At 63.1% G+C, this 26,638-nt stretch carries 21 protein-coding genes and 1 tRNA gene; 16 read left to right on the top strand and 6 right to left on the bottom strand.

Features of this window, described 5'->3' with window-relative positions; all coding sequences use genetic code 11:
• Positions 1-271: 271 nt before the first annotated feature.
• Positions 272-1,018: a cytochrome c biogenesis CcdA family protein gene (locus FJ954_RS26070; protein WP_140664314.1), complete on the top strand. Its 747-nt coding sequence runs from the start codon at positions 272-274 to the stop codon at positions 1,016-1,018.
• A gap of 14 nt (positions 1,019-1,032) precedes the next feature.
• Here the strand turns inward: FJ954_RS26070 and FJ954_RS26065 are convergent.
• Positions 1,033-1,096: transfer RNA gene (locus FJ954_RS26065), tRNA-Lys, on the bottom strand.
• An 80-nt stretch (positions 1,097-1,176) separates the two neighbouring features.
• Here FJ954_RS26065 and glmU point away from each other — a divergent pair.
• The 3 genes from glmU (at position 1,177) to FJ954_RS26050 (ending at position 5,424) form a co-directional block, all read left to right on the top strand.
• Entirely contained in the window at positions 1,177-2,553 is a 1,377-nt protein-coding gene (gene glmU / locus FJ954_RS26060) for a bifunctional UDP-N-acetylglucosamine diphosphorylase/glucosamine-1-phosphate N-acetyltransferase GlmU (protein WP_140664312.1), read from the top strand.
• 202 nt (positions 2,554-2,755) lie between these two features.
• Positions 2,756-4,579, top strand: a complete 1,824-nt coding sequence (gene glmS / locus FJ954_RS26055; RefSeq protein WP_140664309.1) for a glutamine--fructose-6-phosphate transaminase (isomerizing) — start codon at positions 2,756-2,758, stop codon at positions 4,577-4,579.
• Positions 4,580-4,671: 92 nt separating this feature from the next.
• Positions 4,672-5,424, top strand: a complete 753-nt coding sequence (locus tag FJ954_RS26050) for a DUF502 domain-containing protein (protein WP_031240956.1) — start codon at positions 4,672-4,674, stop codon at positions 5,422-5,424.
• On the opposite strand, the gene recG is transcribed toward FJ954_RS26050, so the two are convergent.
• Positions 5,376-7,484, bottom strand: a complete 2,109-nt coding sequence (gene recG, locus FJ954_RS26045; protein WP_140664306.1) for an ATP-dependent DNA helicase RecG — start codon at positions 7,482-7,484, stop codon at positions 5,376-5,378. The two genes, FJ954_RS26050 and recG, sit on opposite strands and share 49 nt — an antisense overlap.
• Before the next feature lie 92 nt (positions 7,485-7,576).
• Between recG and FJ954_RS26040 the strand changes: the two genes are divergently transcribed.
• The 3 genes from FJ954_RS26040 (at position 7,577) to FJ954_RS26030 (ending at position 12,965) form a co-directional block, all read left to right on the top strand.
• Positions 7,577-7,864, top strand: coding sequence for a succinate dehydrogenase assembly factor 2 (locus tag FJ954_RS26040; protein ID WP_140616224.1), 288 nt, complete (start codon positions 7,577-7,579; stop codon positions 7,862-7,864).
• A gap of 71 nt (positions 7,865-7,935) precedes the next feature.
• Positions 7,936-11,433 (top strand): transcription-repair coupling factor, encoded by a 3,498-nt coding sequence (mfd, locus tag FJ954_RS26035; protein WP_140664304.1) that lies wholly within the window; start codon positions 7,936-7,938, stop codon positions 11,431-11,433.
• A gap of 158 nt (positions 11,434-11,591) precedes the next feature.
• Positions 11,592-12,965 carry a 3-deoxy-7-phosphoheptulonate synthase class II gene (locus FJ954_RS26030; RefSeq protein ID WP_015317645.1) on the top strand — a complete coding sequence of 458 codons (1,374 nt, stop codon included), beginning with the start codon at positions 11,592-11,594 and terminating at the stop codon, positions 12,963-12,965.
• Positions 12,966-13,079: 114 nt separating this feature from the next.
• On the opposite strand, the gene FJ954_RS26025 is transcribed toward FJ954_RS26030, so the two are convergent.
• On the bottom strand, positions 13,080-14,150 hold the full coding sequence (locus FJ954_RS26025; RefSeq protein WP_140664301.1) for a diguanylate cyclase: 1,071 nt from the start codon (positions 14,148-14,150) through the stop codon (positions 13,080-13,082).
• A 397-nt stretch (positions 14,151-14,547) separates the two neighbouring features.
• Between FJ954_RS26025 and FJ954_RS26020 the strand changes: the two genes are divergently transcribed.
• The 3 genes from FJ954_RS26020 to FJ954_RS26010 all read left to right on the top strand — a co-directional run bounded on the left by FJ954_RS26020 (position 14,548) and on the right by FJ954_RS26010 (position 16,030).
• On the top strand, positions 14,548-14,964 hold the full coding sequence (locus FJ954_RS26020) for a GFA family protein (RefSeq protein ID WP_015317647.1): 417 nt from the start codon (positions 14,548-14,550) through the stop codon (positions 14,962-14,964).
• A 78-nt stretch (positions 14,965-15,042) separates the two neighbouring features.
• Complete coding sequence (locus FJ954_RS26015) at positions 15,043-15,402, top strand: diacylglycerol kinase (RefSeq protein WP_015317648.1); 360 nt, start codon at positions 15,043-15,045, stop codon at positions 15,400-15,402.
• A 40-nt stretch (positions 15,403-15,442) separates the two neighbouring features.
• Positions 15,443-16,030: a hemerythrin domain-containing protein gene (locus FJ954_RS26010; protein ID WP_140664298.1), complete on the top strand. Its 588-nt coding sequence runs from the start codon at positions 15,443-15,445 to the stop codon at positions 16,028-16,030.
• Positions 16,031-16,033: 3 nt separating this feature from the next.
• On the opposite strand, the gene FJ954_RS26005 is transcribed toward FJ954_RS26010, so the two are convergent.
• Both FJ954_RS26005 and FJ954_RS26000 read right to left on the bottom strand, forming a co-directional pair.
• The gene (locus FJ954_RS26005) at positions 16,034-16,621 is read right to left on the bottom strand and encodes a DedA family protein (RefSeq protein ID WP_140664296.1); all 588 of its coding nucleotides are present in this window, start codon (positions 16,619-16,621) and stop codon (positions 16,034-16,036) included.
• Positions 16,618-17,178: a DUF1003 domain-containing protein gene (locus FJ954_RS26000; protein WP_015317651.1), complete on the bottom strand. Its 561-nt coding sequence runs from the start codon at positions 17,176-17,178 to the stop codon at positions 16,618-16,620. Before FJ954_RS26000 ends, FJ954_RS26005 begins: the two co-directional genes overlap by 4 nt.
• Before the next feature lie 190 nt (positions 17,179-17,368).
• Here FJ954_RS26000 and FJ954_RS25995 point away from each other — a divergent pair, with 190 nt between their 5' ends.
• The 6 genes from FJ954_RS25995 (at position 17,369) to FJ954_RS25970 (ending at position 25,415) form a co-directional block, all read left to right on the top strand.
• Entirely contained in the window at positions 17,369-18,085 is a 717-nt protein-coding gene (locus FJ954_RS25995) for a DNA-3-methyladenine glycosylase I (RefSeq protein WP_140664293.1), read from the top strand.
• A gap of 63 nt (positions 18,086-18,148) precedes the next feature.
• The gene (locus FJ954_RS25990; protein WP_015317653.1) at positions 18,149-19,825 is read left to right on the top strand and encodes an NAD+ synthase; all 1,677 of its coding nucleotides are present in this window, start codon (positions 18,149-18,151) and stop codon (positions 19,823-19,825) included.
• A 56-nt stretch (positions 19,826-19,881) separates the two neighbouring features.
• Positions 19,882-20,298: a GNAT family N-acetyltransferase gene (locus FJ954_RS25985; protein ID WP_015317654.1), complete on the top strand. Its 417-nt coding sequence runs from the start codon at positions 19,882-19,884 to the stop codon at positions 20,296-20,298.
• 386 nt (positions 20,299-20,684) lie between these two features.
• The gene (locus FJ954_RS25980) at positions 20,685-22,490 is read left to right on the top strand and encodes an ABC transporter ATP-binding protein (RefSeq protein ID WP_140664290.1); all 1,806 of its coding nucleotides are present in this window, start codon (positions 20,685-20,687) and stop codon (positions 22,488-22,490) included.
• Between the two features lie 63 nt (positions 22,491-22,553).
• Complete coding sequence (locus FJ954_RS25975) at positions 22,554-23,864, top strand: hypothetical protein (protein ID WP_246681152.1); 1,311 nt, start codon at positions 22,554-22,556, stop codon at positions 23,862-23,864.
• 177 nt (positions 23,865-24,041) lie between these two features.
• Complete coding sequence (locus tag FJ954_RS25970) at positions 24,042-25,415, top strand: glutamate--tRNA ligase (RefSeq protein WP_015317657.1); 1,374 nt, start codon at positions 24,042-24,044, stop codon at positions 25,413-25,415.
• On the opposite strand, the gene FJ954_RS25965 is transcribed toward FJ954_RS25970, so the two are convergent.
• A complete protein-coding gene (locus FJ954_RS25965; protein WP_015317658.1) occupies positions 25,333-26,532 on the bottom strand; it encodes a DUF2865 domain-containing protein in 1,200 nt (399 codons plus the stop codon). The genes FJ954_RS25970 and FJ954_RS25965 overlap by 83 nt on opposite strands.
• Positions 26,533-26,638: the final 106 nt, after the last annotated feature.

Raw genomic sequence — 26,638 nt, 5'->3', positions numbered from 1 at the left:
GATCTTGGTGCCATTGACCTCGGCTTCCTTCCACGCTTCGGCGGCAAAGGATGCGGCGGTGCTGAGCAGGAGCGCGGCCAGCGCTGCGGTTATCGTTTTCATGGAAATCTCCGTGGCTGATATTCGAAGGCGCGCGGCAAATCGCGGCCTCGTCGTGTCAACGCCTTGCGCCGATGCTTTCTTCCCCGCCCGCGATGACTTGCCACACGATGGTGATTGGCGGACAAACCGGCGTGCCGCTATATCGGACGCCAAAGGTTGGAGTTTTGGAATGGCATTGGATATCGGCTATGTCAGCGCGGTCGGGGCGGGGGCCATCTCGTTCCTTTCGCCATGCGTGCTGCCGCTGGTGCCGCCTTATCTCTGCTACATGGCCGGCGTCTCCGTCGACGATTTCCGCGGCAACGCGGGTGCGACGGCACGCGAGGGCGCGCGCTGCGCGCTGCTCTATTCCTCGATCGCCTTCGTGCTCGGTTTTTCCACCGTGTTCGTCGCGCTGGGCGCCGGCGCGTCGACCATCGGCCGGCTGCTGCGCGTCTGGCAGGAGCCGCTGGCGATGGGCGCCGGCGTGCTGATCATCCTGATGGGCCTGAATTTTTTGGGCATCCTGCGTATCCCGCTCCTGTCACGCGAGGCGCGCTTCCAGTCGCAGGGCAAGCCAGCCAGCGCCGTCGCCGCCTATGTCATGGGCCTTGCCTTCGCCTTCGGCTGGACGCCCTGCATCGGCCCGGTGCTGGGGCCGATCCTGACGCTGGCCGGTGGCCGCGAGACGGTCGGCGAGGGGGCCCTTCTGCTCGCCGCCTATTCGCTCGGCCTCGGCATCCCGTTCCTGATCGCGGCGCTGTTCTCCGGCGCCTTCATGCGCTTCCTGGGCAAATTCCGCGTCCATCTCGGCCGCGTCGAAAAGGCGATCGGCGCGTTGCTGGTGATCGCCGGCGTGTTTTTCCTCACCGGCGGCGTGCAGACGGTGTCGTACTGGCTGCTTGAGAATTTCCCGGTGCTGGGGCGGCTGGGCTGACGCTTGTCAGCTTGGGGTGAGGCACGGGATTGAACTGTGGACCCGCTGATTAAGAGTCAGCTGCTCTGCCATCTCACCGGAATTTAACCGCATTGGTGCAGCATGGCGCCACTGCTATCCTGTATTGATTCCCAACCCTTTCATACGGTTGCCCGTCCATGAGCCAGAGATCCTGCCTGTCCGTCATCCTCGCCGCCGGCGAAGGCACGCGCATGAAGAGCGCCCTGCCGAAGGTGCTGCATCAGATCGCCGGGTTGCCGATGGTGGCCCATGTGGTCAAGGCAGCCGAAGCCGCGGGTGCGAGCGGGCTGGCGCTGGTGATCGGCCATGGCGCCGACGAGATGCGCAAGGCGGCGGCCAGGTTTGCACCGAAGGCGGAAACCTTCGAGCAGGAAAAGCGCTTGGGTACGGCGCATGCCGTTATCGCTGCCCGTGCAGCAATATCAAATGGTTATGACGACGTCCTCGTGATGTTTGGCGACACGCCACTGATCGACGCGGATGCGCTCACGCTGGCGCGGCGGAGATTGGCGGAAGGTGCTGCCGTCGTGGTGATCGGGTTCCGCCCACCCAATCCGACCGGCTATGGCCGGTTGATCGAAAAGGATGGCAAGCTCACAGCTATCCGCGAGGAAAAGGACTGCTCCGAAGAGGAGAAGAAAATCGGCTTCTGCAATGCCGGCATGATGGCGGTGGCCGGCGCGCACGCGTTGAAACTGCTCGACGCGGTCGGCAACAAGAATGCCAAGGGCGAGTATTATCTGACCGATATCGTCGAGATCGCCAGTGCACAAAATCTCGATGTCGTTGCCACCGAAGCCAGCTTCGAAAGCGCGCTCGGCATCAACAATCGCGTCGAACTGGCGCAAGCCGAAGCCATCTGGCAACAGCGCCGGCGCTATGACGCGATGCTGTCGGGCGTGACTCTGATCGCCCCGGAAACCGTGTTTTTCTCGCACGACACCGAAATCGGCGCCGACACCATCGTCGAACCCAACGTCTGGTTTGGTCCGGGCGTGAGGATCGCCAGCGGCGCCAAAATCCACGCCTTCAGCCACATCGAGGGCGCCACCATCGCTTCCAATTGCGATGTCGGGCCGTTCGCACGGCTGCGGCCAGGCGCCGATCTCAGGAACAAGGCCAAGGTCGGCAATTTCTGCGAGGTCAAGCAAGCCGTTATCGAGGACGGCGCCAAGGTCAACCATTTGACCTATATTGGCGACGCGCGTGTCGGCGCGGGCGCCAATATCGGGGCGGGCACCATCACCTGCAACTACGACGGCTACTCAAAGTTCTTCACGGACATCGGCGAGGGCGCCTTCATCGGCTCCAATTCCTCGCTCGTGGCCCCGGTCACCATCGGCAATGGCGGCTATATCGCCTCGGGCAGCGTCATCACCGAAAGCGTGCCCGACGATGCGCTGGCCTTCGGCCGCGCCCGCCAAAAGACGATCCCCGGCAAGGGCAAGGAATTGCGCGAACGCTTTGCTTCCGCGGCGGCCGCGAAGAAGAAAGCGGCTGGCGCCGACCATTAGCGATTGGGTCGACGGTCTGCTTTCTCGCCGAAGCAATCGAAAAAACCGAACGATTGCCGTAACCGGATTGCAAGAGCGGGCTGTCATGGTGCATGCCTGCTGAAGCGTCCGTTACAGCGGACGAAATGCAATGTGACTTTCGCGGCAGGCCGGCCACGCCTAAATATCGCTGGTTTTCCGTGGGCAATCGGGGACTGTCTGCATGTGCGGTATCGTTGGAATCGTCGGCCACTCGCAGGTTGCGCCGCTCATCGTCGACGCACTGAAGCGGCTCGAATATCGCGGCTATGACTCCGCCGGCGTCGCCACCATCGAGAAGGGCGAGCTCGGCCGCCGCCGTGCCGAGGGCAAGCTGGTCAACCTCGAACGCCGGCTCAAGGATGAGCCGCTCGACGGCAGGATCGGTATCGGCCATACGCGCTGGGCAACCCACGGCGTGCCCAACGAGACCAATGCGCACCCGCATTTTTCGGACGGCGTCGCCATCGTCCACAACGGCATCATCGAGAATTTCGCCGAACTGCGCGAGGAGCTGATCCGCGACGGCTATTCCTTCTCGTCGCAGACCGACACCGAGGTCGTGGCACACCTGGTGGCGCGAGAACTCGCCAGGGGGCTGAAGCCGGTCGAGGCCGCGCATCAGGCGCTGAAGCGGCTGGAAGGCGCCTTTGCGCTAGCCATCATGTTCAAGGGTGACGAGGACCTGATCGTCGGCGCGCGCAATGGCCCGCCTTTGGCCGTTGGCCATGGCGACGGCGAGATGTTTTTGGGGTCCGACGCCATCGCGCTCGCTCCGTTCACCAATTCGATCACCTATCTCGAGGACGGCGACTGGGCGGTGGTGCGCCGCGACGGCGTCGCCATCTTCGACATCGACGGCAAAAAGGTCGACCGCAAGCGCCAGCAGTCGCTCTCGACCAGCTTCATGGTCGACAAGGGCAACCGCCGCCATTTCATGGAGAAGGAGATCCATGAGCAGCCCGAGGTGATCTCGCACACGCTGGCTCATTATGTGGATTTCGTCTCCGGCGTCTCCAAGCCGCTCGATCTGCCATTCGACTTCGCCAAGATCGGCCGGCTGGCGATCTCCGCCTGTGGCACCGCCTATCTCGCCGGCCTGATCGGCAAATACTGGTTCGAGCGCTATGCGCGGCTCCCGGTCGATATCGATGTCGCGTCGGAATTCCGCTACCGCGAGATGCCGTTGTCGGCCAACGACGCCGCCTTCTTCATCTCGCAATCGGGCGAGACCGCCGATACACTGGCCTCTTTGCGCTATTGCCGCAAAGCCGGGATGAAGATCGGCGCCGTCGTCAACGTGCGGGAATCGACCATGGCGCGCGAATCCGACGTCGTGCTGCCGACGCTGGCCGGGCCAGAGATTGGCGTCGCTTCGACCAAGGCTTTCACATGCCAGTTGTCCGTGCTCGCGTCGCTTGCCGTGCGCGCAGGCGTGGCGCGCGGAGCGATCTCGAAGGAGCAAGAGAAAACGCTGGTGCGAGCGCTTTCGGAAGCGCCGCGCTACGCCAACCAGGTGCTGAAGCTCGAAGAGCAGATCGAACGGATCGCGCGGGAACTGTCGCGTTACAAGGACGTGCTCTATCTCGGACGGGACACCAATTTCCCGCTCGCCATGGAAGGCGCACTGAAGCTCAAGGAGATTTCCTACATCCACGCCGAAGGCTATGCCGCCGGAGAGCTGAAGCATGGGCCGATCGCGCTGATCGACGAGAACATGCCGGTGATCGTGATCGCGCCGCACGACCGCATCTTCGAAAAGACCGTGTCCAACATGCAGGAAGTGGCGGCGCGTGGCGGCAAGATCATCCTGATCACCGACGCCAAGGGCGCGGCACAGGTGAGCCTGAAGACGATGGAGACCATCGTGCTTCCGGATGTGCCGGAAATCATTTCGCCGATCATCTATGCGCTGCCGATCCAGATGCTCGCCTACTTCGCCGCCGTGTTCATGGGCACCGACGTCGACCAGCCGCGCAATCTGGCGAAGTCGGTGACGGTGGAATAGGCGCTCGTAAACAGGCGCCTTTAAAAACTTCGCAGTTCCAAAGCGCCTTCCGGTTCACTAATGTCGCGTCGCAATAGCGCCTCCGGTGAACCATGTCAGACGCTCCCAAGACTTCCGGCATGACACGGCTGAGGAACTATTTCCTCACGGGCTTCATCGTCTGCGCGCCGCTGGCGATCACCGCCTATATCGCCTGGTCGTTCATCGGCTGGGTCGATTCCTGGGTGAAACCGTATATTCCGGCGCGCTACAGCCCCGACACCTATCTGCCGTTCCCGGTTCCGGGGTTTGGGCTCATCGTCGCGCTCATCCTGATCACGCTGATCGGTTTTCTCACCGCCAACATTGTCGGCCGCGCCATAGTCGGCTTTGGCGAGCGCTTGCTTGGCCGCATGCCCCTGGTGCGCGGCATATACGGCTCGCTGAAGCAGATTTTCGAGACCGTGCTGTCGAACAAGGGCGACATGTTCCGCCAGGTTGGGCTGGTCGAATATCCACGCAAGGGCGTGTGGTCGCTGGTGTTCGTCGCCAGCGAAAAGGAAACCGAGATCAACCAGAAGCTCGACCAGGAAGGCGATCCGCTGATCGCCGTGTTCATGCCGTGCACGCCGAACCCGACGACCGGTTTCCTGATGTATGTGCTGAAGTCGGACATCGTGCCGCTCGACATGACGATCGAGGACGGCGCCAAGCTGATCGTATCGGCCGGGCTGGTTGCTCCCGAGGTGAAGACGAAACTGGTGACGCTGAACGGCGAGCCGATCAATGGAACCCTGGCCAATCCGCCGCTAGGGCCTCACCCGGCGCGCAGGAGCCGCACGGCCTCGTCGCGGCCGAACAAGTAGAGCAGGAGCCGCAGCGCCTCGCCGCGGTCCGATTGCAGTTCTGGGTCGCGCGACAGGATCAGCCTGGCGTCGTCACGGGCAGCCTCCAGTAGGTCGGCATGCACCTCGATGCGCGCCACCTGGAAACCCGGCGTGCCGGACTGGCGGGTGCCCAGCAGTTCGCCTTCGCCGCGCAATTTCAGGTCCTCCTCGGCGATCAGGAAACCGTCCTCGGTCTCGCGCATCACCGACAGCCGGCGTTTTGCGGTCTCGCCAAGCGGATCCTTGTACAGCAGCACGCAGGACGAGGGCTTGTCGCCGCGTCCGACCCGGCCGCGCAGCTGGTGCAACTGGGCGAGGCCGAAGCGTTCGGCATGCTCGATGACCATGATCGTGGCGTCAGGAACGTCGACGCCGACCTCGATCACCGTGGTGGCGATCAGGATGCGCGTCTCGCCTTGCTTGAAGGCGCGCATCGCCTCGTCCTTCTCGACACCCTTCATGCGGCCGTGGACAAGGCCGATGCGATCGCCGAACAGCGGCTTCAGCGAGGCAAAACGATCCTCGGCCGACATCAGCTTGATCTCTTCGGATTCCTCGACCAGCGGGCAAATCCAGTAGATCTTCTGACCATCCGCGACGGCATCGAGCATGCGGCCGACCAGCTCGTCGAGCCGCTCCAGCGGCAGCGTGACGGTGCGGATCGGCTGGCGGCCGGCGGGTTTTTCCGTCAGCTTCGACACGTCCATGTCGCCGAAGGCGGTCAGCACCAGCGTGCGCGGGATGGGGGTCGCGGTCATGACCAGCATGTCGGGGGCGTCGCCCTTGGCGGTGATGGCAAGCCGCTGGTGGACGCCGAAGCGATGCTGCTCATCGATAACGGCCAGGACCAGGTCGTGGAAGCTGACCGTTTCCTGAAACAGCGCATGAGTGCCGACGACGATGTCGATCTCGCCGCTGGCAAGACCCGCCAGCGTTTCGGCTCGCTCGCGGCCCTTTTCACGGCCGGTCAGGATGGCGATGCGCAAGCCGACCTCGGCGGCAAGCGGGGTGATCGTCGCCAGATGCTGGCGCGCGAGGATTTCGGTCGGCGCCATCAGCGCCGCCTGGCCGCCGGCCTCGACAGCGCGTGCCATGGCAAGCAGCGCCACCACCGTCTTGCCCGAGCCGACGTCACCTTGCAGCAGCCGCAGCATGCGCTCCGGATCGGCGAGATCAGCGTTGATTTCGGCGAGCGCGAATTCCTGCGAGGGCGTAAGCGAATAGGGAAGGGCTGTACGCAGGCTCTCGGCGATGCGCCCATCGCCGACGAGAGGGCGGCCTGACAGGCGCCGCACCTTTGCCCGCACCAGGGCCAGCGAGACCTGGCCGGCGAGCAATTCATCATAGGCGAGCCGGCGCCATGCAGCCCCTTCGACCGCGACATCGATCGGATCAGCGGGATAATGGATGCGCGTCAGCGCGTCGCCGAAGGACGCAAAGCTCTGGCGGCGCATGAAGGCATCATCCTGCCATTCCGGCAGCTCCGGCAGGCGGCCGAGCGCCTGGCCGATCGCCCGGCGCAGCACCTTGCCCGAGAGGCCGGCGGTCAGCGGATAGACCGGTTCGACCAGCGGCAGGTTTTCCGCTTCGCTGGCGAGCGCGATATGGTCGGGGTGGACCATGGTCGGGCGGCCGTTGAACCATTCCATCCGCCCTGACACCACGACATGCTCGCCCACAGGCATTGCCTTTTCGAGATAGGCGGCATGGGCATGGAAGAAGGTCAGGCCGATTTCGCCCGTGTCGTCATGGGCGTATACCCGGTAGGGCACCGACCTGTTGCCGCGCGGTGGCGGCTGGTGACGGTCTATGCGCAGCTCAAGCGTGACGATGGCGCCTTCGGCCGCGAGTGCGATGCCCGGCCGGTTTCGGCGGTCGATGACGGTGTGCGGCAGCACGAACAGGAGGTCGCCGGCGCGTGCGGCGCGGTCGCCGAGATCGGCGGCAACGACCTTCTCGATCAGCGCGCCAACCTTCGGCCCGACGCCGGCAAGCGAGGTGATCGGGACAAACAGGGGATCGAGGATGGAAGGACGCATGATGTCAGCTTATGTCGCGACGGCCGCAGCGCAAGGCTGACAGCGCCCACTATCCACGCTATATGCGCCGCTTGAAGCGAGGATGCGGCACAATGACCGGAACGAAACGATCAAGCGAGGGGCTGGACGCCCATCGCCGCAAGCTGTTGTTCCGTTCCTGGCATCGCGGCATGCGCGAGATGGACCTCATCCTCGGCACCTTCGCCGATGCCGAGATCGGCACCTTGACCACCGAGGAAATCGACCAATATGAGAGGCTCCTCGATATTGCCGACACGGAATTCCTGCCGCTGGTTACGGGCGAACGCCCGGTGCCGGCGGAGATCGACTGTGCCGTCCTGCAAAAAATCCTGGCGTCCCGCCGGACCATGACTTTCTGAACACAAGCAATTCCAGGAAAAGTGCGCAGCGGTTTTCCCGTCGGAATTGCGACAAACAAGACCGTGATTTGATGGCTCTCATTCCCACCATTGGCTTGCCGAAGGGCCGCGCCGGCCAGTTCATCGTCGACGGTGTCGCCGACGGCTACGAGGCTTTCGCACTGGTGCAGACGGCGCTCGAGATCGCGCCCGACAAGCCGGTGCTGTTCGTGGCCCGCGACGGCCAGCGCCTGCCTTCGATCATCGAGGCGCTGTCCTTCGTCGCGCCGGGCCTGCCTGTGCTGGAACTGCCTGCCTGGGACTGCCTGCCATACGACCGTGTCTCGCCTGGTTCGGATGCCGCCGCCAAGCGCCTCGATGCGCTGACCGCCATGATCGCACTGGCGAAGAAGCCGTACCGTGCCGTCATTCTCACCACCGCAAATGCGCTGCTGCAGCGCATTCCGCCCGCGGAGCTTGTCGAAGCCCAAACCTTCCACGCCAGGCCCGGCAACCAGATCGACATGAATGCGCTGATCGCCCGGCTGGAGACGTCGGGATTCGAGCGGGTGCCGACCGTGCGCGGCATCGGTGAATTCGCGGTGCGCGGCGGCATTCTCGACCTCTTTGCGCCCGGCTGGAGCGAGGCGCTGAGGCTTGATTTCTTCGGCGACACGCTGGAATCGATCCGCGTCTTCGATGCCGCCACGCAGCGCACCACCGGCCAGCGCAAGTCGATGGCGCTTCAGGCGATGAGCGAGGTGGCGCTGACGCCCGAAACCATCAGCCGCTTCCGCCGCTCCTATATCGAGGCTTTCGGCGCACCCCAGCGTGACGACGGACTCTATGCGGCGGTCAGCGAAGGCCGGCGCTTCGCGGGCATGGAGCATTGGCTGCCGTTCTTCTACGAGCGGCTGGAGACGGTGTTCGACTACCTGCCCGACGCACCCGTGGTTTTCGACCATCTGGCACATGAGGCGCTGGCCGAGCGCCATACGCTGATCCTCGATCACTACGAGGCGCGCAAAAAGCAGGCTGACGCGGCGCTCAAGGATGCGGTCCCCTACAAGCCGGTGGCGCCGGATCTGCTCTATCTCTCGCCGGAGAATCTGAAGGCTTCGCTTGGCGAGCGCGAAGACATCGACTTTACCGTGTTCGACGCGCCGGACCTGGGGAGCAAGAAAGTCTTCCACGCCGGCTCGCGCCATGGCCGCAGCTTCGTCGAGGAGCGAGCCGATCCGAACGTCAATGTCTTCGATGTGGTCGTCCGGCACATAGCCGACGAGCGCGCGGCGCGCCGCCGGGTCGTCATCGCTGGCTGGACCGAGGGCTCGCTCGACCGCCTTGGCCAGATCCTGGCCGAGCACCATCTCGGCAATCTCAAGCAGGTCGAGACGTTGGCGGAGGCCGAACAGCTCGAGCCGGGACAGGCCGCATTGGCGGTTTTGCCGCTGGAATCCGGTTTTGAGACTGAAAAGCTGGTCGTCGTCGCGGAACAGGACATTCTGGGCGACCGGCTGATCCGCCGTTCGAAGCGCAAGAAGCGCGCGTCCGACTTCATCGCCGAAGCCTCGGCCTTGTCGGCCGGCGATATTGTCGTCCATGCCGACCATGGCATTGGCCGTTTCATCGGTCTGCGCACCATCGAAGCGGTTGGCGCGCCGCATGACTGCCTGGAAATCCACTATGCCGGCGACGACCGGCTGTTCCTGCCGGTGGAAAACATCGAGCTGCTGTCGCGCTATGGCTCCGACACGGCCGAAGCGACGCTGGACAAGCTGGGCGGCGGCGCCTGGCAGTCGCGCAAGGCGAAGCTGAAGCGGCGCCTGCTTGACATGGCCGGACAACTGATCCGCATCGCCGCCGAGCGGCAGATGCGGGCCGCACCGGCCCTGGTGCCGGCCGAAGGCCTCTATGACGAGTTCGCCGCCCGGTTCCCCTACGAGGAAACCGACGACCAGCAGACGGCCATTGACTCGGTACGTGACGATCTCGGCGCGGGTAGGCCAATGGACCGGCTGATCTGCGGCGATGTCGGCTTCGGCAAGACCGAAGTGGCGCTGCGCGCCGCCTTTATCGCGGCGATGGAAGGGTTTCAGGTCGCGGTGGTGGTGCCGACGACACTGTTGTCGCGTCAGCATTTCAAGACATTCTCGCAGCGTTTCTCAGGGCTTCCCATCCGTGTCGCCCAGGCGTCACGGCTGGTGGGCTCAAAGGAATTAGCGGAGACCAAGAAGGGCATTGCCGAAGGGCAGGTCGATATCGTTATCGGCACCCATGCGCTGCTGGGCTCCGCGATTTCGTTCAAGAATCTCGGCCTGCTGATCATCGACGAGGAGCAGCATTTTGGCGTCAAGCATAAGGAACGGCTGAAGGATCTGAAGACCGACGTCCATGTTCTGACCCTGTCGGCGACGCCGATCCCGCGCACGCTGCAACTGGCGCTGACGGGCGTGCGCGAACTGTCGCTGATCGCCACGCCACCGGTCGACCGCATGGCGGTGCGCACCTTCATCTCGCCCTTCGACCCGCTGGTCATTCGCGAGACGTTGTTGCGCGAGCGCTACCGAGGCGGCCATTCCTTCTATGTCGTTCCGCGTATCAGCGATCTGGTGGAAATCCATGATTTCCTGAAGGAATCTGTTCCTGAGCTGAAGGTAGCGGTGGCGCATGGGCAGATGCCACCGGGCGAACTCGACGACATCATGAACGCGTTCTATGACGGCCAGTATGATGTGCTTTTGTCGACGACCATCGTCGAATCCGGACTCGACATCCCGACCGCAAACACGCTGATCATCCACCGCGCCGACATGTTCGGCCTGTCGCAGCTCTACCAGTTGCGCGGCCGCGTCGGGCGCTCGAAGGTGCGCGCCTATGCGCTGTTCACACTGCCGGCCAACCGCAAGCTCACCGACACTGCCGAGCGCCGTCTGAAGGTACTGCAGTCGCTCGACACGCTCGGCGCCGGCTTCCAGCTCGCCAGCCATGACCTGGATATCAGGGGCGCCGGCAACCTGCTGGGGGAGGAGCAGTCCGGGCACATCAAGGAGGTCGGTTTCGAGCTCTACCAGCAGATGCTGGAGGAAGCGGTCGCTGAGGTGAAGGATTTCGGCGAGGTGCAGGATGGCGGCTGGTCGCCGCAGATCGCCGTCGGCACGGCGGTGATGATCCCGGAAGGCTACGTGCCGGACCTGCAGCTCAGGCTGGCGCTTTACCGCCGCCTCGGCGATCTCGAAAACACCGAGGAGATCGACGCTTTCGGCGCCGAACTGATCGACCGTTTCGGCCCGTTGCCGGAGGAAGTGAAACATCTCCTCAAGATCGTCTTCATCAAGGCGCTGTGCCGCAAGGCCAATGTCGAGAAGCTCGATGCCGGGCCGAAGGGTATCGTCATCCATTTCCGCAAGCGCGAGTTCTCGAACCCGGTCGGGCTGGTCAAGTATATTGGCGAGCAGGGTTCGCTGGCCAAGATCAGGGCCGACCATAGCGTGGTCTTCATCCGCGACTGGCCGACGGCGGAGAAGCGTCTGGCGGGCTCGGCTGTGGTCATGACGCAGCTGGCGCGACTGGTGGAGAAGGCAGCCTGATCTCGCCTTTCGGGCCGTCCTGGGCGCGTCAGCCATTCGCCAGCACCGAAATTCCGGTCTAGAATAGGAAATCGGCTTCGTGTATGGAGCCGCCACCCCAGTTTGGGGCGGGAAATGGCGGGCGAGGGTGTCCGCCGGAAAGAGCGTTGGGTGCAGCGATGACGAAATGGTCGCCGAATTCGTGGAGAGCAAAGCCGATCAAGCAAGTTCCCGCCTATCCGGACCTTGCCGCGCTGAAGAATACGGAAGCCCAACTCGCCACCTTCCCGCCGCTGGTCTTTGCCGGCGAAGCGCGCAAGCTGAAGAAGCAGTTGGCAGCGGTTGCCGCCGGCGAAGCCTTCCTGCTCCAGGGTGGTGATTGCGCGGAGAGTTTTGCCGAGCATGGCGCCGACAACATCCGCGACTTCTTCCGCGTCTTCCTGCAGATGTCCGTGGTGCTGACCTTCGCCGGTGCGCAGCCGGTGGTGAAGGTTGGCCGTGTCGCCGGCCAGTTCGCCAAGCCGCGCTCGTCCGACAACGAGACCAAGGGCGAAGTGACGCTGCCGAGCTATCGCGGCGACATCATCAACGGCATCGAGTTCGACCAGAAGTCGCGCATTCCCGATCCCGCCCGCCAGGAAATGGCCTACCGCCAGTCGGCGGCCACGCTCAACCTCCTGCGTGCCTTCGCGCAGGGCGGTTATGCCAGCCTGGAGAATGTGCATCGCTGGATGCTCGGCTTCGTCTCCGACAGCCCGCAGGGCGAGAAATACGAGTCGCTTGCCAATCGCATCACCGAGACGATGGATTTCATGCGCGCGGTCGGCATTACGTCCGAAACCAATTTCGCGCTGCGCGAAACCGACTTCTACACCAGCCACGAGGCCCTGCTGCTCGGCTATGAGGAGGCGCTGACGCGTGTCGATTCGACCTCGGGCGACTGGTACGCCACGTCGGGTCACATGATCTGGATCGGCGACCGCACGCGTCAACCCGACCACGCCCATGTCGAATATTGCCGCGGCATCAAGAACCCGCTCGGCCTGAAATGCGGTCCGTCGCTGACGCCGGACGGCCTCCTGGAACTGATCGACCTGCTGAACCCCGAGAACGAGCCGGGGCGGCTGACGCTGATCGCCCGCTTCGGTTCGGACAAGGTTGCCGACCATTTGCCGAAGCTGGTGCGCGCTGTGCAGAAGGAGGGCCGCAGCGTGGTCTGGTCGTCGGATCCGATGCATGGCAACACGATCGAGGCGGCCGGCTACAAGACACGGCCCTTCGACCGCATCCTGAAGGAGGTGCAGACCTTCTTCGAGGTGCACCGCGCCGAAGGCACGCATCCGGGCGGCATCCATGTTGAGATGACCGGCAAGAACGTCACCGAATGCACCGGTGGCGCCCGTGCCATCACCGCCGAGGAGTTGCAGGACCGCTACCACACCCATTGCGATCCGCGCCTCAACGCCGACCAGGCGATCGAACTGGCCTTCCTGGTCTCGGACCTGTTGAAGAAGAGCCATCCGGTGCAGCACAAGCAGGTCGCGAACGGCTGATCTCGGCCAATTGGAACCGATAAAGGAAAGGCGCCTGGGAAACCGGCGCCTTTTTTATTGCAACTTCGGTTTGTGCTTCCGACCGTGTCGGCGCAACCGGCAAAAGCGAAAGCCTCAGTCTTTCTTGTAAAGCAGCCAGCTTTTGCCGGCGCGCCCTGCCATGGCTGAATGCCTGGTGACGCGGTTGCGCCCGCTGACCTTGGAGCGGTAGAGCGCCCGATCCGCCTTGGTGTAGAGGTCTTCGGGGCCTTCGCCCTCTGATGCCATGCAGATGCCCATCGATACCGTCACGGTGCCGTAATTCATGCCGGTCTGGCTGCTGGTGAACGGCGTCTGCTCGATCAGGGCGCGAATGCGTTCCGCGATCTCGTAGGTTGCGTCCTCGCTGGCGCCCTCGATGATCAGCGCGAACTCCTCGCCGCCGGTTCGGGCGACGAACATGTCGCCGCGGATGCTGGTCTGCAAAATCTCGGCGATGATCTGGATGATCTTGTCGCCGACAGGATGGCCATAGCGGTCATTAATGTCCTTGAACCGGTCGATGTCGACAAGGACAAGGGCATTGAACAGAATACCCTTGTTGCTGTTGTAGATCCTGGTGATTTCCTTGTCGAAAGCGCGACGATTCCAGATCTGGGTCAACGGATCCGTATCGGCCAGCCGCTTGTATTCCTCGAGCTTCGACTTGACGCTCTCAAGCTCCGCCGTCTTGTCGCTGAGCGTCGAGGCGACCTGCCGGCCGTGGTCGATCGTCGAATTGGTTGCGATCGTCATTGCGTTGGCGATCTTTTGCAGAAGATCCTGGGAGAGAAGGCTGCGGTTGCTCAGGCCACTGGATGTCTCGTCGAGGATCCTGCCATATTTTTCGATATGGCTGCGCTCGCTGCGCAGGAGCGACGCGACCTCCTCAAGCTCCTTGGCGATGACGTCCCGGGCATGCTCGATGATGCCCGGGCCATGATTATGGGCAAAGAAAGCGCGCCCGATCTGATCCAGCTCATCCTGCGTCGGCCGGCTGCTCAGCGACAAGACGGCAAGACCGAGCTCGCGGTTGGTGCCGCTCAGGGCCTCATAGAAGATCTCGTAGTTGCGCGGCAGGCCGAGCACGCCAAGCTGGCGCATGGTGGCCACGACTGTGCTTGCGATCTCAGTGTTTCGTTCGGTCTGGGTGGCCGCCGGCTGCATGGTTGTTCGCTCTTCCCTTGGGAACGCGCCTGAACTTGGCGCATATCCATCATCGCTGACGCGGGGACGCCACCCATTCGAAGCCGACACACGAAAAGGCGCGTCCCCACACGCGACCTTCGATGGAGACCACCATAGATGCAGTAGCGCTAAAGTTTCCTTAATCGGCAGAACTCACGCCTTTTCGCTACATCAGGCTGCATGCGTCCAACCAAACTATCAACCTCCAGGCAGCGCTGATTGGCGGCGTTGCATGCAAATTCGCGTACCGATCTGGCTGAGCGAAACTGAACTTCGGATTTTCCACAACAACAGATGTCGCAATTGCTTACGCATGACGGCCGCAAAGCTGGAATGCTGGTGCCTTCGTCAGACTACAGTTTAGGGGAGAAACCCAGTGCGGGAGAGTCACCAGGGATCATGCCTGTGCGGAGCGGTCCGCTTCCGGACAAGTGGGGCACTGCGTGGCGTCGTCTACTGCCATTGTTCGCAATGCCGCAAACAGAGCGGGCATTTCTATGCCGCGACCAATGTTGCCGATACCGACATCGTGATCGAAGGCACGGAAAGCATCACCTGGTATGAAGCGTCCGGCTTCGCCAGGCGCGGCTTTTGCAAGACATGCGGGTCGCTGCTGTTCTGGAAGGCAATGGACCAAGACCATATCTCGGTCATGGCGGGATCGTTCGACAAGCCGACAGCGCTCGAGGGCGAATGTCATATCTTCGTCGGCGACAAGGGCGACTATTATTCGATCGACGATGGGCTGCCGCAGTTTGAAAAGTCGACACCGGCCATACCGGTAGCCGAATGAAATTTGGACGATCCGCCTTATTCCATTGATCGGGGCATTGCTTTATCCCGGGCCGGTGATTCCGAGAGGGGCCTTGGCATGCAGCGGCTGATCGATGCTTTTATCAATTCGGTGCGGGCATTTCGCAAGCTTGCGGTTAGCGAGAAGGCTTTCCAGCAGGAACTGATGCTGCTGGTGCTGGCCTTGCCCGCTGGCTGGTTCGTTTCGGTGTCTTGGCGCGGTTACGCGCTGCTGATCGGCGCGGTGCTCCTCTTGATCATGGTCGAAGTGCTGAACACGGGCATCGAGGCGGCGTGCGACGCAATTTCTCGTGAATTCCATATCGATATCCAGCTCGCCAAGGATTGCGGCTCGCTGGCGGTGCTGATTTCTGTGGTGATTGCCGGCGGCGTCTGGGGCATCGCTCTCATCGAGCGCATAACGGGGGTGCCGATCTGAAGCTTTGATGCCTATATGACGGTCACCAAAGGAGACCGTCATGGCAGAGGTCACGAATTCATCGCTTCTCGAACGCCTGGGCCTGCCGGACGACCTGCGCTGGCTGGCCGACAAATATCCTCGCGAAAACTGGCAGGCTAACGCCAACATTCACGGCATGGCCAATATGTGGCTGCAGCGGCACGACATGTTCCGCGAACTCGGCGGCATGCTCACCGGCGGCATTGGAAATTATCGCGAAGGCAGACTGACGGCCCCCGATTTCGCGCGCTGGTTCGCGCCGCGCCTCAACCATTTTCTCGGGCATCTCGACGGCCACCACAATGTCGAGGACTACCAGTATTTCCCAGCCTTCACCAAGGCGGAGCCCCGTCTGAAGCGCGGTTTCGAGATTCTCGATGCCGACCACCACACCATCCATGAAGGATTGGAGCGCAACGCCGAGGCGGCGAACGCCTTCATCCGCACACTTCAGGAGAGTGAGGACAAGCAGCGCTTCGCCGCCGATGCCTATGCCGACGAAAACAACCGTCTGATCGCGATGCTGACCCGGCATCTGGCCGATGAGGAGGACCTGATCATCCCGCTCATCCTCGATCGGGGGGACCAGGCGCTCGGCATCGACTGACGGTCAAAACTCCTTGTCGCGCTCCCGCTCGGCGACATGGCGGGCGACAAACCAGGCAAGCACGGCCACGGCAAGGCCGATGCCGACCCCGACGAACAGCCGCTCGTGCTGCATCAGCGCCTGGCCAATCAACTGTTCGGCTCCCAATCCGAAGACATAGCCGATCGTGCTGAACAGGACCGCCCAGATGACCGAGGAAATGGCGTTGAGGATGACGAAGCGCGGCGCCGCTATGGTCGAAAGGCCGGCCGCGATGCCGCCGACCAGGCGCATGCCGTAGACATAGCGGTTCGACAGCACGAAGATGTTGGGATGGGTGTTGAGCAGGCGGTAGGCGCGGCGAAAGCCGGGCCGCCGGCGCAGCCTGACCACATGGCGATTATCGGCGAAACTTCTGCCGAGGATGAAGAAAAAGGTGTCGCCAGCGAAGGCACCCAGCGCTGCCGCGACAAAGGCATGCCACAGCACGAAAACATGCTGGTGGGCGAAGAAGCCTCCCAGGATCGCGGCACTTTCGCCTTCGGCCACGCAGCCGAGAAAAACCGCCAGCAACCCGTATTGCTCGATGAAATGGTGGATCGCTTCGGTCATGAGGCCGACTGCTGTGACAGTCTTTCGTCGATCCGCTTGACCAGTTCGGCCAGCCGCACGATTTCGTCGCGCATGCCGATGATCTGGCTGTGGCGCAGTTCGTCCAGCTTCTCATGCAGCGCCATGATCTCGATCTCGGCCTTCAGATTGACCTCGTAATCATGGGCGGCATCGATGCGGTCGCGTTCGGTCTGGCGGTTCTGCGCCATCATGATCACCGGCGCCTGCAATGCGGCGACCATCGACAGGACGAGGTTGAGGAAGATGAAGGGGTAGGGGTCGAATGCATCGCGCGACAACAGCCAGACATTGGCTGATGTCCACACGATCAGGAAGGCGATGAAGGTCAGGATGAACGACCAGGAGCCGCCGATGCGGGCGATCGTATCGGCAAGGCGGTCGCCAAAAGTCTGGTGGAAAGCGACGGCCTTGTTGGTGTCCCTGGTGATGGTGGTACGCTCGATGGTGCTTTGCAGCACCCGGTTTTCCAACTGGCTCAGCCCATCCGGCTTCCGCTTCAGCCAACGGTTCGCCAGGTCGTCGATGGTCTTGTTCATGGCCGTCTCCAAGCGCTTTGCTGCGCTAAAGCGCGTCGCGTCGAAGCGGATTGAGGCGACGCGCTTTAGGTTTTTGCTTTTATGCATGTCGTCTTCCCAAAACCGAGGTCACTTTTGGGCGACATGCATTAGAGGTAGAGGCTGCCGGCCCGGGCGGGAAGTGCTAGATTGAGGCGAACCGAGGGGACCGATGGCCGACTTCAAGAAAATTCGCGCTCGCGCGGCAAATCGCAAGGGCGGTGAGGCGGAACTGACCTCGCTGTTGGGTCCGATACCCGACAATGCCGCCGTCGCCGACATTGCCGACGCCCGCATCCTTTCGACCATGGCCGAGCGCGTCTTTGCCGCCGGTTTCGTCTGGCGCGTCATCGAGCAGAAATGGCCCGGTTTCGAGGAAGCGTTCCTGCGCTTCGAGCCGAAGCGGCTTTTGTTCCAACCCGACGATTTCTGGCACGATCTGGCCTCGGACCAGCGCATCGTGCGCAATCCGCAGAAGATCAGGTCCGTTCGCGACAACGCCGCCTTCGTCGAGCGCGTGTCCCGGGAACATGGCGGCTTCGGCAATTTTCTCGCCGAATGGCCCGCCGATGACCAGGTCGGGCTGATGGCCTATCTCGGCAAGCATGGCAGCCGGCTCGGCGGCAACACCGGCCAGTATTTTTTGCGCTGGCTGGGCTGGGATGCTTTCGTCATTTCGGCCGACATGGCGGCAGCCCTTCGCGACGCGGGCCTCGACATCGCGGACAACCCGACATCGAAGAAGGACCTCGACAAGATCCAGGTCCAGATCAACCGATGGGCCGACGAGACAGGGCTGCCGCGCCGGCATCTCTCGCGCATCCTGGCCATGTCGATCGGCGAAAACCACTCTCCGCAATCGCTGCGCGAGTATATGGGCGACGATTGACGGGCTGAATTGGTCCAAACGAACGCCATTGCGAGGTGAATTCCGCCGCGCTAAGTCAGCAGCATGACCAAGAAGCTCGACATACTGCGTATCGCCATCGCCCAGCTCAACCCGACTGTCGGCGACGTCGCCGGCAACCTCGCCAAGGCGCGCGAGGCGAGGGCGGATGCCGCCCGCCAGGGCGCCGATCTCGTGCTCTATACCGAGCTTTTCCTCGCCGGCTATCCGCCGGAGGATCTGGTGCTCAAGCCGGCCTTCCTCAAGGCATGCGAGCGGGCAGCACAGGATTTTGCCGCGGACACCGCCGATGGCGGTCCCGGCGTCATCATCGGCACGCCGCTGAAGCGCAAGAGCGGCACGCATAATTCCATCGTCTTCGCCGATGGCGGCAAGATCATCGCCGAACGCTACAAGCTCGACCTGCCCAATTACGGCGAATTCGACGAGAAGCGCGTCTTCCAGGCCGGGCCCGAGATCCAGGGACCGGTCAACTTCCGCGGCGTGCGCATCGGCATACCGATCTGCGAGGACATCTGGGGCGACGTCGCGGTCTGCGAGACGCTGGCCGAAAGCGGCGCGGAAATCCTGCTGGTGCCGAACGGGTCGCCCTATTATCGCGCCAAGATCGACGTTCGCCACCAGGTCGTGATCAAGCAAGTCATCGAATGCGGCCTGCCGATGATCTATGCCAACCAGCTCGGCGGCCAGGACGAGCTGATCTTCGACGGCGCCTCCTTCGCTATCGGGGCGGACAAGACGCTCGCCTTCCAGATGAGTCAGTTCGAGGATGCGGTGGACGTCACCACCTGGAAACGTACCGATGATGGCTGGGTCTGTTCGGAAGGACCGATGTCGAAAATCCCGGACAAGGAGGAGGCCGACTACCGCGCCTGCATGCTCGGCCTGCGCGATTACGTCAACAAGAACGGCTTCAAGAATGTGGTGCTTGGCCTTTCCGGCGGCATCGACTCCGCGATCTGTGCCGCATTGGCCGTCGATGCGCTGGGCGAGGAACGGCTGCGTGCCGTCATGATGCCTTATCGCTACACTTCGAAGGATTCCCTCAAGGACGCCGAGGACTGCGCCCGCGCCCTCGGCTGCCGCTATGACATCGTCCCGATCTTCGAGCCCGTCGAAGGCTTTTTGCATGCGCTGACGCAATTGTTCGAAGGCACCAAGGAAGGCATCACCGAGGAGAATTTGCAGAGCCGCGCGCGCGGCACCATCTTGATGGCAATCTCCAACAAATTCGGCTCGATGGTCGTCACTACGGGCAACAAGAGCGAGATGTCGGTCGGCTACGCCACCCTCTACGGCGACATGAATGGCGGCTTCAATCCGATCAAGGACCTTTACAAGATGCAGGTCTACGCGCTCTCGCGCTGGCGCAACAGCCATGTGCCGCCGGGTGCGCTCGGGCCTTCGGGCGAGGTGATCCCGAAGAACATCATCGACAAGGCGCCATCGGCCGAATTGCGCGAGAACCAGACCGACCAGGATTCGCTGCCGCCCTATCCGGTGCTGGACGACATCCTCGAATGCCTGGTCGAGAACGAGATGGGCGTCGACGACATCGTCTCGCGCGGCCATGACCGGGCGACGGTGGCGCGCATCGAACACCTGCTCTACATCGCCGAGTACAAGCGCAGGCAGGCGGCACCGGGTGTGAAGATCACCAGGAAGAATTTTGGCCGCGACCGCCGCTATCCCATCACCAATCGTTTCAGGGATCGTGGCTGAAGCGCAGTTCGTCTGCTGGGCGAAAATACGCGGCATGGCGGGATAGGGATACCAGCATGCCTGACTGTGAAATCAGCTTCGACCTCTCACGGATCGACTTTCGTGCGACCTCCGACCTGTTGATGGAAAGCTACTGGGGAGCTGGACGCAGCGACGAGTTCCATCGCCGGGCCTTTGCCAACTCGTTCTGCGCCGCCGCCTACATCGCTGGCAAACAGGTCGGTTTCGGCAGGGCGATCACCGACCGCACGGTATTCGCCTATCTCGCGGATATCATCGTCTGGCCCGTGCATCGCGGGCAGGGCGTCGGCTTGCGGCTGGTGCGGGCACTCATCGACCATCCTGAACTCAGCACCGTCTCGCATTGGAGCCTGTCGACCAGCGACGCGCATGGGGTCTATGAAAAGCTGGGTTTCAAGGCATCGATGGATGGGCGATACATGCGCCTCGATCGTGCGCCGCATGCCGGGTGAACGACGTGCGACGGCGATAGGCGGGTATATCGACTGTTGCAAAATCGCCTCATCGGCTGGGCCAGAGATGCTTTTGGCCATGGCTTGCCTTGGCGCGCAATCGAAGCACCCCTATAAGAGCCTTTCCGCGATTCCCTTCAGGGAGGACCGAATGCCAGGATTTGACATCGTTATGCGAGGCCGCGAGGCCTAGGTCTGCGCCGGTGTTCCGAAGTATCGGAACCATACCGGGCGTAGAAAAGGCATTTGCCGCTGCCGGTCGCCGCCCATGGGCAGGCGACCAACCATAGCCGAACCTCCGCATTCATGGGCAATTCGCCCCGGCGCGGTTTTTCAACCTTCGACCTTTATTTGGGATCGGGCTCGTTTTGCGCCCGAATGACATCATGGCTCGTTTCAAGATCGATTTGCGCGCGAGCGCCTTTCGCAGCGTTCTTGGCTTCACACTTACCCATTGGCGGCGTCAGCCTTGGCGGCTCTCGCTCATCATTGGCGGTTTCCTGCTGTCGACGCTGGCCGACGTGCTGACGCCGCTCTACTCCGGTCGGCTGGTCGATGCTGTCGCCAGCAGCGCCGGAGCGGATGCCATTGCCTGGAACGCCGCGATGACGGCATTTTTCTTCTTGATGGCGCTGGCGCTGACTGGCGTCGTGTTGCGCAATCTTGCCTTCATGGGCATCGTGGAGCTGACACTCAAGATGATGGCCGACATCGCGGCCGACGCCTTCCATCGCGTTCAGCGCTTTTCGACCGACTGGCATGCCAACTCGTTTGCCGGCTCGACGGTGCGCAAGGTGACGCGCGGCATGTGGGCGCTCGACCTGCTCAACGACACGATCCTGATCGCGCTGCTGCCGTCGGTGGTCATGCTCGCCGGCTCGACGCTGCTGCTCGGCTGGTTCTGGCCGCTGATGGGCGTGGTCGTCGCGGCCGGCTCCCTGCTGTTCATCACGGTGACGGCCATGTTGTCGCTTGGCTATGTCGCGCCCGCGGCAAGGCTTGCGAACACCTGGGACACGCGCCTCGGCGGCTCGCTGGCCGACGCGGTCAGCTGCAATGCCGTGGTCAAGGGCTTTGGCGCCGAGGCGCGCGAAGAGCGCCGCCTCGCCAGGGTGGTCGCCAAATGGCGCGACCGCACGCGGCGCACCTGGGTGCGCGGCACCATCAACGGCACCACGCAAGGGGCGCTGCTGCTGGTCATGCGGGCCGCCGTAATCGGCCTGGCGCTGATGCTGTGGTCGTGGGGGCAGGCGAGCGCCGGCGATGTCGCTTTCGTGCTGACCTCGTTCTTCGTGCTGCAAGGCTATTTGCGCGATATCGGCACGCATATCCGCAATCTGCAGCGTTCGATCAACGACATGGAGGAACTGGTCGATTTCCAGTCCGAACCGCTCGGCATCGAAGACAGGCCCGGCGCCGAACCGATTGCCATCACGCAGGGCCACATCGCCTTCGACAAGGTCACCTTTCACTACGGCAATCACCGGTCGCCGCTCTACCGTGACTTTTCGGTGGATATCGCGCCGGGCGAGCGTGTCGGGCTCGTCGGTCACTCGGGTTCGGGCAAGACCACATTCGTCAAGCTCATCCAGCGGCTCTATGACGTGAATGCGGGAAAGATCGTGATCGATGGCCAGGATATCTCACAGGTCGCCCAGTCGTCGCTGCGCGCCCAGATCGCCATCGTTCAGCAGGAACCGATCCTGTTCCACCGGTCGCTGGCCGAAAACATTGCCTATGCCAGGCCAAGCGCGACGCAGGGGGAGATCGAGCATGCCGCCAGGCTGGCGAGCGCGCACGACTTCATCACCAGCCTGCCGAAGGGCTATGGCACGCTGGTCGGCGAACGTGGCGTGAAACTGTCGGGCGGCGAGCGCCAGCGGGTGGCGATCGCCCGCGCTTTCCTGGCCGATGCGCGGATCCTGATCCTGGACGAGGCGACGTCGAGCCTCGATTCGGAATCGGAGGTGCTCATCCAGCAGGCGATGGAACGGCTGATGGTCGGCCGCACGACACTGGTCATCGCGCATCGGCTTTCGACGGTGCGGGCGCTCGACAGGCTGCTGGTCTTCGATCGCGGCAAGATCGTCGAGGAAGGCTCGCATGACGAGTTGATCCGGCTGAAGGGCGGTATCTACCGCCGCCTGTTCGAGCGCCAGGCGCTGGAACTTACCAAGGGCCTCGTGATGTGATCCGAGGTGGCCTCCGGCTCCTGCCGGGGGCCACCTCTATCGGTTGCCATAAGCCGGCGAGCCATGTGGCGCTCGCAATCGCAGCGCGAAGCCAAAGTCCTGAGTGCGGGACGTCTGTTTACGTTACCGGCCGAGATTCGTTGTTTCCACTTTTGGTTGCTGTACTCTGTAAAAGCAACCTGTTCGGTGTTTACGATGCATCTCGTTTCCGCAAATGCCGGCGCGCAAAAGGTGACGGCCCCGTCGGTGCTGGATTCCCAGCACGGCTCGGTTCGGCCACTCGCCGCCGAAGATCTCGAGCGCGTCGCGGCACTCTTCCTGACGAAGTTTCGCCGCCGCCGGCGTCACCTCCTCGATCGCGCTATCGAGGAGACGGCCGAATACATGAGAAAGATCTATCTTGACCCCGCCGGCCAGCCCGGTGCGAGCGCTCTTGTCCAGATCAACCGGCAGGGGGATCTGGGCGGGTTCCTCGGCGTCCTGAAAGCCCGTTACGAGTTCAACGGCGCTGGATTAAATGCGGCGATCATCGGTCCGTTCATGGCCGACACTGGCGCCGACGATGGCTCGGCAGGACCGCAATTGCTGCGCGCCTTGCACCAAGGCGAATTCGATCTGCAACTGACGGATTCGGCCAACCGGGTCTCCCTGGCCTTCGCGCGACCGATGAAATACCAGCTCCTGCCGGTCCATTGCCTGGGATGGACCTGCATCTTCCGGCCAGCCGCGATGGCCGCCGCCGCGCTGCACCGTAAATGGCCCGGCCTGCCTCGCTTGGCACTCGATCCCTGTGCGAGAGCATTCGACGCTGTCGCGAAGCGAAGGTTCGGATCGCCTTTCCAGGCTTCATCGTCGCATCGGGTCCATGCCGAGCCGATCAATGCCGCGCAGTTTGCCGAGCGGTTGCCGACCCTTCTCTCCGATTACGCTCTTCGGCCGAGTTGGAAGGACGGCGAACTGCCGCGGCTGCTCGCGCTGGCGGCCGAGAAGCGGGCCGACGGACCACTTCATTTCGGCGGGACTTACGATGAGACAGGCAAAATGCTCGGTTGCTATGCCTTTTACGGCCGGGTCGGAGACATGGCGGTCCTGCTGCAAATCCAGGCTTCCGGACACCACTGGGGCGCGACGCTGGACGGCCTCGTCGCGGCAGCGCGGGATATGGGCTGCGCAGGCATCACCGGGCAGACCCAGGACAAGTTCATGCCTCACCTCTTCGGCTACAGGAATGTCTTCTTCCGCTATGCCGGCGGAACGATGGTCCGCTCGCGAATCGCCGAGGTCACGCAAGCGGTCCGCTCCGGCGACATCGCTATCGGCGGCTTGATGGGCGACCGCTGGACCCGCCTGAGTTCAGACGACTTCGGCCGCTGATCGTCGTCAACCACCTGTTCGTCGGCTCCGCTGGCCGCTTGCCCTCTCACGGCGGGGTCTTGCGCCAGCTGAGGCGTGCCGGCCCGGTCTTTTCATTCCAGCCGCCATGTTCTATGTCTGCGGCACGGCGCGGGGGCGCATCTTGTCAATCATAAAGGCATCCGGTACGCCCCGCTCATGACAGTTACCGTTCGTTTCGCCCCGTCACCGACCGGCCGCATCCACATCGGCAATGCGCGCACCGCTCTGTTCAACTGGCTGTTTGCCCTCAACAACAAGGGCCGCTTCATCCAGCGCTTCGACGACACCGACATCGCCCGCTCGAAGCAGGAATTCGCCGACGCCATCCTTTACGACCTGCACTGGCTGGGCATTTTCCCGGATGCCACCGAGTATCAGTCGCGGCGCTTCGAAATCTATGACGCGGCGGTGGAGCGGCTGAAGGCGGCGGGTGTTCTTTACGCCTGCTACGAAACGCCGGAAGAACTCGATCTCAGGCGCAAGGTGCGCCGCACGCGGGGCCTGCCGCCGGTCTATGGCCGCGAAGCATTGGCGCTGACGACAGAGCAGGTGGCCGAATATCAGGCCGATGGACGCCGGCCCCACTGGCGTTTCCTGCTGCCCAATTTCTCCGGCGATCCGCTGCAGCCGGAGCGCACCGAGATCCGCTGGGACGATTTGGTGCGTGGCGAGGAGATGGTGGATCTGGCCTCGCTGTCCGATCCGGTGCTGGTGCGTGAGGACGGCACCTATCTCTACACGCTGCCCTCCGTCGTCGACGACATGGAGATGGGTGTCAGCCATGTCATCCGCGGCGACGATCATGTCACGAATACCGGCGTGCAAATCGCCCTGTTCAAGGCGCTGGGTGCCGAGCCGCCCGTCTTCGGCCACCACAATCTCCTGACCACCGTCTCGGGCGAGGGGCTGTCGAAGCGCACCGGCGCACTTTCCATCGAGAGCCTGCGTGAAGACGGCATCGAGCCGATGGCCGTCGCTTCGCTGGCCGTACTGGTCGGCACGTCGGAGAATGTCGCGGCCGCGCATGACCTGACCGAACTCGCCGGCCATTTCGACCCGGCCGCGACCTCGAAATCGTCCTCCAAGTTCGATCCGGCCGAATTGTTCGTGCTCAACCGGGTGCTGCTGCATCACATGCCGTTCGACGAGGCGCGGGACCGGCTGATGGTGCTGGGCATTTCCGGCGAACAGGCCGAACCATTCTGGCTGGCGGTGCGCGGCAATCTCGACCGACTAGCCGATGCGGTTGCCTGGTGGCGCGTCCTGCGCGAAGGGCCGCGGGAGAAGCCCGACTTTTCCGACGACGACCGCGATTTTCTGCACCAGGCGCTCGATCTCCTGCCTGAGGAGCCGTGGAACGGGACGGTCTGGAAGGATTGGACCGGCAAGATCAGGGAAGCGACCGGCCGCAAGGGCAAGGCGCTGTTCATGCCGCTCAGGCTTGCCCTTACTGGACTGCCTTCGGGGCCGGAGCTTGCAGATCTATTGCCCCTGATGGGTCGGGAAGGAACGTTGGCCCGACGACCCTGACCTTGCGCTGGTCCGGAGGCACGGCAGAAACCGGCGATGTCACAGGCTTGGCCGAGAGGCGCTTGATGGCCTCACGGTCGAGCCCGCCGTCCCTGTTGGCCAGGGTCTCCGGGTCGGCACCCGGATCGGGCTTTAAGGCCGGCACCGGAACGAGCGGTGCCGCTTCCGGTTCGGGCTGTGACTGTTGGGGGCTTGGCGAGTTGCCGCCAATGATCTGGAAATTCTGCGCGGCGTTGCAGCCGCACGCGGGCGGCCGCGACATGTCGGGCTGCTTGTAGAGATAGGCGGTCGGCAATTCGCCGTAGGGCCTGCCGGTGACCGATGACATCATCGATGCCGAATCATCGTCCATGCCGCGCGAATAGAAGACCTGCATCTCGGTGCCGGGGCAGGCTGATTCGCAATTCTTCTGGTCGCGCTCGAAATCGCCGGCCGAGGCGGCGTTCGACATAGGGAAGAAATAGCCGTCGCAAGTGCGCACGCAACTGGTGTGGAATTCGCCGCCGCTGCTCGCAACGTCCGGACTGCCGGGCTGGTTCAGGACGCGGCCGACATCGCGTTCCTCCCCGGAATCGTCAGGCTGGTCCAATGTATCGATCTGGCGGTCGTCGCCGCCGAAAAGCTGGTCGAAGAGATTGGCATTGCCTCCATCTTCACGATTCGCTTCCAGCGGAGGCTCGCGGCGCGGCGCAACCGCATCGTCACGACAGTCATTGGCATCGAGCGCCGCCAGGATACGGCCCCGGTCGCGGCGTGAACTGCCGCCGGCGAGTTGGGCGCGCTTGGCTTGCAGACTGTCGAGATTGGCGCTCATGCGCTCGATGGTGGCGTTGAGCCCGGCACACCGGTTGATGTTGCGGGAAAATAGTGAAAACCCGCAACCGGCATTGTCCGCCTGGCTGCGGGCCTTGGAGATCTGTTCGCGCTGCCGGTAGATGGCCGCATCGTATTTGCGGATCATTGCCGGACCGCCGCCGCCACGCGAAGCCGCGGCGAGCTCGGCCTCCAGTTGACGGCAGACCCGCGAAGCGGCCTGCGGCTCGCTGACCACGGCGCCGGACAGCAGAAGGCCAAGCAGCACGGCAGCATGCGCCTGCTTCAAACCTCCGCTCGCCATCCGCCTCGATCCCGCTTGCCTGTGGTCGCCAAGGCTACCCCGTTCGCGGTTAAGCGTCTATTTCGGAAGTTGCTTAGTTGCCGGCTGAAAAAAGCCGCGCGCATTC

The sequence above is a fragment of the Mesorhizobium sp. B2-3-15 genome (assembly GCF_006442875.1).
Taxonomy (GTDB): Bacteria; Pseudomonadota; Alphaproteobacteria; order Rhizobiales; family Rhizobiaceae; genus Mesorhizobium; species Mesorhizobium australicum.
This window is presented reverse-complemented; position numbering and strand designations above follow the sequence as displayed.

What these genes read in the sequence shown, in the direction of transcription:
- FJ954_RS26070 (WP_140664314.1), top strand. Translation starts at nt 272, where the DNA reads ATGGCATTGGATATCGGCTATGTCAGCGCGGTCGGGGCGGGGGCCATC.
- glmU (WP_140664312.1), top strand. Translation starts at nt 1,177, where the DNA reads ATGAGCCAGAGATCCTGCCTGTCCGTCATCCTCGCCGCCGGCGAAGGC.
- glmS (WP_140664309.1), top strand. Translation starts at nt 2,756, where the DNA reads ATGTGCGGTATCGTTGGAATCGTCGGCCACTCGCAGGTTGCGCCGCTC.
- FJ954_RS26050 (WP_031240956.1), top strand. Translation starts at nt 4,672, where the DNA reads ATGTCAGACGCTCCCAAGACTTCCGGCATGACACGGCTGAGGAACTAT.
- recG (WP_140664306.1), bottom strand. Translation starts at nt 7,484, where the DNA reads ATGCGTCCTTCCATCCTCGATCCCCTGTTTGTCCCGATCACCTCGCTT.
- FJ954_RS26040 (WP_140616224.1), top strand. Translation starts at nt 7,577, where the DNA reads ATGACCGGAACGAAACGATCAAGCGAGGGGCTGGACGCCCATCGCCGC.
- mfd (WP_140664304.1), top strand. Translation starts at nt 7,936, where the DNA reads ATGGCTCTCATTCCCACCATTGGCTTGCCGAAGGGCCGCGCCGGCCAG.
- FJ954_RS26030 (WP_015317645.1), top strand. Translation starts at nt 11,592, where the DNA reads ATGACGAAATGGTCGCCGAATTCGTGGAGAGCAAAGCCGATCAAGCAA.
- FJ954_RS26025 (WP_140664301.1), bottom strand. Translation starts at nt 14,150, where the DNA reads ATGCAGCCGGCGGCCACCCAGACCGAACGAAACACTGAGATCGCAAGC.
- FJ954_RS26015 (WP_015317648.1), top strand. Translation starts at nt 15,043, where the DNA reads ATGCAGCGGCTGATCGATGCTTTTATCAATTCGGTGCGGGCATTTCGC.
- FJ954_RS26010 (WP_140664298.1), top strand. Translation starts at nt 15,443, where the DNA reads ATGGCAGAGGTCACGAATTCATCGCTTCTCGAACGCCTGGGCCTGCCG.
- FJ954_RS26005 (WP_140664296.1), bottom strand. Translation starts at nt 16,621, where the DNA reads ATGACCGAAGCGATCCACCATTTCATCGAGCAATACGGGTTGCTGGCG.
- FJ954_RS26000 (WP_015317651.1), bottom strand. Translation starts at nt 17,178, where the DNA reads ATGAACAAGACCATCGACGACCTGGCGAACCGTTGGCTGAAGCGGAAG.
- FJ954_RS25995 (WP_140664293.1), top strand. Translation starts at nt 17,369, where the DNA reads ATGGCCGACTTCAAGAAAATTCGCGCTCGCGCGGCAAATCGCAAGGGC.
- FJ954_RS25990 (WP_015317653.1), top strand. Translation starts at nt 18,149, where the DNA reads ATGACCAAGAAGCTCGACATACTGCGTATCGCCATCGCCCAGCTCAAC.
- FJ954_RS25985 (WP_015317654.1), top strand. Translation starts at nt 19,882, where the DNA reads ATGCCTGACTGTGAAATCAGCTTCGACCTCTCACGGATCGACTTTCGT.
- FJ954_RS25980 (WP_140664290.1), top strand. Translation starts at nt 20,685, where the DNA reads ATGGCTCGTTTCAAGATCGATTTGCGCGCGAGCGCCTTTCGCAGCGTT.
- FJ954_RS25975 (WP_246681152.1), top strand. Translation starts at nt 22,554, where the DNA reads ATGTGGCGCTCGCAATCGCAGCGCGAAGCCAAAGTCCTGAGTGCGGGA.
- FJ954_RS25970 (WP_015317657.1), top strand. Translation starts at nt 24,042, where the DNA reads ATGACAGTTACCGTTCGTTTCGCCCCGTCACCGACCGGCCGCATCCAC.
- FJ954_RS25965 (WP_015317658.1), bottom strand. Translation starts at nt 26,532, where the DNA reads ATGGCGAGCGGAGGTTTGAAGCAGGCGCATGCTGCCGTGCTGCTTGGC.